The following is a 6447-nucleotide window of genomic DNA, read 5'->3' on the forward strand; positions in this document are numbered from 1 at the left end:
TATCTCGGCCCTGTTCAGCAGGTATCCACTCAGGCTGCATCATCGCGCAGGCGCAAAATGCTTACGCAGCAGTGTCTGATGCAGTCCACTATAACCCTCTATTTTATCGGGCTTTTGCTCACTTCCCTGTGCGTCATGTCTTCTGCAGCTTCGCAGAGGAGCAAAGGGGTTTTTACTGAGGAAAGTAACGCGTTATGAAAGGTTTTAAGCTCACCCTTGCCTGGCAAATTTTGATTGCCTTGATTCTCGGCGTTATCGTCGGAACCGTGCTGCATAATCAGCCAGACGATCGTGAATGGTTAATCACTAACATTCTCACCCCTGCAGGCGACATCTTCATTCATCTGATCAAGATGATTGTGGTGCCGATTGTGATTTCCTCCCTGATTGTCGGCATTGCTGGCGTTGGCGATGCGAAAAAACTGGGGCGTATTGGTGTCAAAACCATCGTCTATTTTGAAGTGATCACCACCATTGCCATTGTGGTCGGCATTACGCTGGCCAACGTATTCCAGCCAGGTAGCGGCATTGATATGTCTACGCTGGTAACGGTGGACATCTCTAAATACGAAGCCACAACGGAAGCGGTACAGGGGGCGCCTCACGGCCTGGTGACCACCATTCTGTCGCTGATCCCGCAGAACATTTTCGCCTCGCTGGTGAAGGGCGACATGCTGCCGATTATCTTCTTCTCGGTGCTGTTTGGTATGGGCTTGTCAGCGCTGCCTTCAGAACATCGTGATCCGCTGGTGACCGTGTTCCGTTCAGTGTCTGAAACCATGTTTAAAGTGACGCACATGATCATGCGTTATGCACCAGTCGGTGTGTTTGCGCTGATTGCGGTCACTATCGCTAACTTTGGTTTTGCCTCGCTCTATCCGCTGGCCAAGCTGGTGCTGCTGGTGTACGTGGCGATTCTGTTCTTTGCCTTCGTGGTGCTGGGAACGGTCGCGCGCATGTGTAAACTGCGTATTACCACGCTGATGCGCATCCTGAAAGATGAGCTGATTCTGGCCTATTCCACCTCCAGTTCAGAAACCGTGCTGCCACGCATCATGCAGAAGATGGAAGCCTACGGTGCGCCGAAAGCCATCACCAGCTTCGTGGTGCCGACCGGTTACTCATTCAACCTCGATGGTTCAACGCTGTATCAGAGCATCGCGGCGATCTTTATCGCGCAGCTGTACGGTATCGACCTGTCGCTAACCGATGAAATCATTCTGGTGCTGACGCTGATGGTGACCTCGAAAGGGATTGCTGGCGTGCCGGGCGTCTCCTTCGTGGTGCTGCTGGCGACTCTGGGCAGCGTGGGTATTCCACTGGAAGGCCTGGCGTTTATCGCCGGTGTGGACCGCATCATGGACATGGCGCGTACTGCGCTGAATGTGATCGGTAATGCGCTGGCGGTGCTGGTGATTGCACGCTGGGAAAACCAGTTCGACACCAGGCAGGCCGAAGCCTACGAGCTGGAACTGCGCACACAGAAAGCCAGTTAAGGCCATCAGCCGTACGCAATGACGACTTCAGTTGCGTCATGCACCTTTGCGTAGTTAACGAAACCCGCCATCCGGCGGGTTTTTTTATGCCTGCCTCTGCAAAAAGTACAAAAACATGACAACCGAGCAGGAATTAACAATTCAAAATGGTATATAGTTTTTTGAATAAATTATTCTTTCACAGGAGTGCGTGATGCAGATCGACCTGAGCCAGATGATCACCGAAGGGCGTAACCCAGCGAGCCAAAACATTGACGAGCTACCCACCGAAGCGATGTTGCGCGTCATTAATGATGAAGACAAAAAAGTGGCACTGGCAGTGGAAGCGATTGTGCCGCAGATTGCGCAGGTGGTGGATGCGATTACTGCAGCCTTCAGTAAAGGCGGGCGCCTCATTTATTGCGGAGCGGGCACGTCGGGCCGCCTCGGTATTCTCGATGCCAGCGAGTGCCCACCGACTTTTGGCACGCCGCGCTCGCAGGTGGTGGGTTTAATTGCCGGCGGCCACACCGCGATTTTGCAGGCGGTGGAGAACGCGGAAGATAACGTAGAACAGGGCGCACAGGATTTAAAGGACATCGATTTCAACGCTAATGATGTACTGGTGGGAATTGCCGCCAGTGGCCGTACACCCTATGTATTGGGCGCGTTAGCCTATGCGAAACAGCAGGGCGCATTTAGCGCGGCGTTAACCTGCAATCCTAACAGCCCGATGTCACAAGCTGCGGATGTGGCACTCACCCCGGTAGTGGGGCCAGAAGTGGTCACCGGTTCTTCGCGTATGAAAGCCGGTACGGCACAAAAGCTGGTGCTCAATATGCTGACCACCGGCGCGATGATCCGCAGTGGCAAGGTGTACGGCAACCTGATGGTGGATGTCGAAGCCACTAACCAAAAACTGGTGCAGCGCCAAATCAACATCGTCAAACAGGCCACTGACTGCGACGATGCCACCGCGCAGCAGGCGCTGAACGCGTGTCACGGTCACTGCAAAACGGCGATTGTGATGGTGCTGGCAGGATTGGATGCCAGCGAGGCCCAGGCGCTGCTGAAGCAAAACAGCGGCTTTATCCGTAACGCGTTGCGTGACGCAGGAGCGCAATAATGGCTGCCATCACCGAAGGATTACTGCGCGATATCCTGCAAGCGGTGGGCGGCGCACATAACATTGTGCAGTGCGGCAATTGCATGACGCGTCTGCGCCTGACGCTCGCGGATGCCACATTAGTCGATCATGCCCAACTGAAAACGCTGCCCGGCGTATTGGGTGTGATCGACAGTGATGCGCAGCTGCAAATCGTACTGGGGCCCGGCAAAGCGCAAACCGCCGCTGAGAAAATGCAGGGATTACTGGATAGCGATGAAACGGAAAAACCGCAGGATCTCAGCACTATTGCTGCCGCCCAAAAGCAGCAGATGAAAGCGAAGCAAACCAGCGCGCTGCACCGTTTTCTCTCCTGCTTCGCCACCATCTTCACGCCATTGATTCCCGGCTTTATTGGTGCCGGTTTGCTGTTGGGATTTGCCACGCTGATTGAGCAGATTTTCCACCTCAACCAGCCCGGTGAACATGCGCAGTGGCTGCTGGATACCGTGGCCTACATGAAAGTGTTCGGCAAGGGGCTGTTCACCTTCCTGAGCATCCTCATTGGTTATAACGCGCAGAAAGCCTTTGGTGGCACCGGCGTGAACGGTGCCATTATCGCTTCACTGTTTGTGCTCGGTTATATGCCAAAAGCCACCGTGGGTTATTATAGCGGAATGTCAGATTTCTTTGGCATGGCGATTGACCCGCGCGGCAATATTATCGGCGTATTATTGGCGGCGATATTCGGTTCGTGGATTGAGAAACAACTGCGTAAAATTATCCCCGATAATCTCGACATGATTTTAACATCGTTACTCACGTTATTAATTACCGGCGCCATCACCTTTATGGTGATTATGCCGATTGGCGGTGAGTTATTTAAAGGCATGTCATGGTTGTTTATTCATCTCAATAACAATCCCTTTGGCTGCGCTATTTTGGCCGGTCTGTTTTTAATTGCAGTGATGTTCGGGATTCATCAGGGTTTCATCCCGGTCTATTTTGCGCTGATGGAAACCCAGGGCTTTAACTCATTATTCCCGATTCTGGCGATGGCGGGTGCGGGTCAGGTTGGGGCTTCTCTAGCGCTGTGGTGCAAGGCCGATAAGCACTCGCTGCTGCGTACGCAAATCAAGGGCGCAATAGTGCCGGGCCTGTTGGGCGTGGGCGAACCGTTGATTTATGGCGTTACGCTGCCACGCCTGAAGCCATTTATTACTGCCTGTTGTGGTGGTGCGCTGGGTGGATTCTTCATTGGTCTGGTAGCCTGGCTCGGTCTGCCGGTGGGGATGAATACGGTATTTGGGCCTTCCGGATTGGTTACGTTGCCGCTGATGACCTCTTCACAGGGGATCTTTGCCGGTATGGCGGTGTATCTCGCCGGATTAATCGTGGCGTGGGTCGGTGGATTTGCCTTTACCTGGTGGGGCGGAACCAAAGGCGTCGATCTCAGCTAATGCCATGGCTATTCACCGTAGCAGCACACGACATCATGCCGCTACGGTGAAGCTGGAATGAAGCCTGAGATGGCGTGCCGCTACGGGGTATACGCCGGCAAAACCTTAGAGATTTAATGAATTTAAATGTGATTTATGTCACGTTTTTGCAATTCGCCGTATCGCTTAGCCTGGCGCTGATATCGCCGAATATGCCGTGCCATTCGTAAGTAAACTGCTAATAAAAAATAAAGAAACTATTAGTAAGATAGCAGGCTAATTATTGGAAACTTCTGGACTCAATTATTGCCAATAATTTCTCCCGCCTCACAAATATTTCGCTATTATGACAACGGGTTACCTTCATTTACCTTTTGCGTCCGATGGCAGAAAAGTCTATACCTAAAGCCAATTAATCTATAAAAACAGTTTTAACCGCTTATTCGCTGCACCAGACTTTCTTCACACAGTGGCTCTCAGAAATTAATTGCTCATCGGGGTTGGTGTTATTCCTGCCGTTGTATCCCTCGCGATGAATTTAACGCTGTTGCAATAACAGCGTGGACGCTGCACGCCCACTGGAGGAAGTATGAAGTTTAAATTAAACCCGATTGCGTTCGGAATATTAGCCGCGCAGGCGCTGTTTTATCCGGCGATAAGTGCGCAAGCCATTACGCTGGGAAGCTATTCACCGAAAATTAATGACAACCTCTTTGGCGAGCAGCGTATTGACGTTAATGGCAGTAACGAAACGCTGGACGGCAATCCTGATTTTGCACCGGGAACGGACGGTTCAGTGAACTCCAGTCTCGGTCAGGTCAATATCACATCGGGTGCGCAGTTTCTGAATCAAACGCGTCTTGATCCCGGTCCACAGAACTTCGCCATCACCGTACCCGATTCTACCACGGGTGGTAACACCACCTTCCAGGTCTACAACTCCGCCAGCCTGGTGGCACAAACGCCAGTGACTTCCGATACCGCCGTGCCGGACGTGGTCAACGTTAACGGCGATCAATACATCAACACGCGCATCGCTGATGTTTCCAACGGTGGCCTGCTTGATGTGAATCTTGGGCAAGCGAATGCCGCCAGCAGCGCCAGCACCAACAGCTGGAGCATGGCAGCGAAGCAGACCACGCTGTTTCAGGTGGGCAGCAACAGCACGCTGAACTGGAATTCCAACAATCGCATCAGCTTCTTCGGCACTGCCGCGACACCGGATGGTGCAGGCGCCACGCAATCCTTTCAGGTGCAAAATCTGGCGACTTACAACGGCAGCGTGAATGTGCAAACGCTGGATGGCGTCACACACACCTTCACCGTCACCAGCGCCAGCGAATTGCAGACTTACAATAACTGGCTGATTGGTCAGTTGCAGGCGGGCAATCTGGATAAAGCCAACTACCTGACCGAATTCAACAAAGCGGTGACCGTCACCAATGGCAATATTGTGTACGACGTCAGCGCCACACCGCCGGATGAAGTCACGCTGCAGATTGGCAACCGCATCGTGGTCAATGCCGATGGCCCAGACGCTCGCGTCAATCTTGCGGCGGGCAACACACTGGAAGTCGTGGGTTCGACAGGCGGGGCGATTAAAGCCTCCAACGGCGCGCAGGCGGTGATTGATGGCAAGCTCGCCAGCCGCGGCACCCTCGCCAATAACGGCACGGCACTGGTGCTTTCTGGCAACAGCAACGGCAGTACCAGCACGACTGGCGTGATTAACGGTGGGTTCCTCAATCGCCAGGATGGCACGGGTATTGGCTCCACCGGCTACGGTGCCAATGGGGTTCTGGTGCAGAGCGGCAGTGCGTTTAACAACAACGGCATCGTCAATCTGGCGACGATCGGTAGTAACTCGCAGTATGGCGTAGCCGGTATTCGGTTGGAGGATGACGCCACATCCCGCAACAGCGGCAATATCAACATCGGCGTGAACGGCTCCAGCGCGCGCGGTACAGCATCGGGCGTACTGCTGACATCGCCGACCTCCACCTTCACCAACAATGCCGATGGGCAGATTTATATTGGTCGTGGTCCTCAAAACAGCCTGACCGACAACGTGGCGGATACCGCCATGAATCAGAGCGGCCTGACCAGCGGGATCGCGCTGGTGGCAAACGGTTCTGCCACCAACAACGGCAACATCGTGATTGGCTCAAAGGTGCAGAACGCGGCGGGCATGTCAGCGACCGGTGCCAGCGGGGTCACGATGGTCAATAACGGCACCATTGATGTGAATGGTGCTGCCGCGACCGTGCCGCGTGAAAACGTCGGGATGTCGGTGACCAACAGCAGCGGCACCATCGATAACAGTGGCACCATTAACCTTAACGGCGTCAACGGCACGGGCGTGAAGGTGGTGGCGACCAGTGGCAATAACGCTTCTGCAAGTTCAACGGGGACCATTAACGTTGCCGGG

General features: G+C 53.7%; 5 protein-coding genes. All 5 read left to right on the forward strand.

Annotated features, from left to right (window positions below):
* On the forward strand, nucleotides 1–198 hold a 198-nt coding region (locus H7A81_RS27575), incomplete at its 5' end, for a hypothetical protein (RefSeq protein ID WP_220458123.1).
* Entirely contained in the window at nucleotides 195–1496 is a 1302-nt protein-coding gene (gene gltP / locus H7A81_RS24790; RefSeq protein ID WP_058960091.1) for a glutamate/aspartate:proton symporter GltP, read from the forward strand. The genes H7A81_RS27575 and gltP, both read left to right, overlap by 4 nt.
* Nucleotides 1497–1689: 193 nt before the next feature.
* Nucleotides 1690–2601 carry an N-acetylmuramic acid 6-phosphate etherase gene (gene murQ, locus H7A81_RS24795; RefSeq protein ID WP_058960094.1) on the forward strand — a complete coding sequence of 304 codons (912 nt, stop codon included), beginning with the start codon at nucleotides 1690–1692 and terminating at the stop codon, nucleotides 2599–2601.
* Nucleotides 2601–4040: a PTS N-acetylmuramic acid transporter subunit IIBC gene (murP, locus tag H7A81_RS24800; RefSeq protein WP_182059040.1), complete on the forward strand. Its 1440-nt coding sequence runs from the start codon at nucleotides 2601–2603 to the stop codon at nucleotides 4038–4040. The genes murQ and murP overlap by 1 nt, the downstream gene beginning before the upstream one ends.
* Nucleotides 4041–4608: 568 nt before the next feature.
* Nucleotides 4609–6447, forward strand: a 1839-nt coding sequence (locus tag H7A81_RS24805; protein WP_370529992.1) for a beta strand repeat-containing protein, incomplete at its 3' end; no start/stop codon positions are given.

The sequence above is a fragment of the Pantoea sp. ME81 genome (genome assembly GCF_903970985.1).
In the GTDB taxonomy this organism is placed as follows: Bacteria; Pseudomonadota; Gammaproteobacteria; order Enterobacterales; family Enterobacteriaceae; genus Pantoea; species Pantoea communis.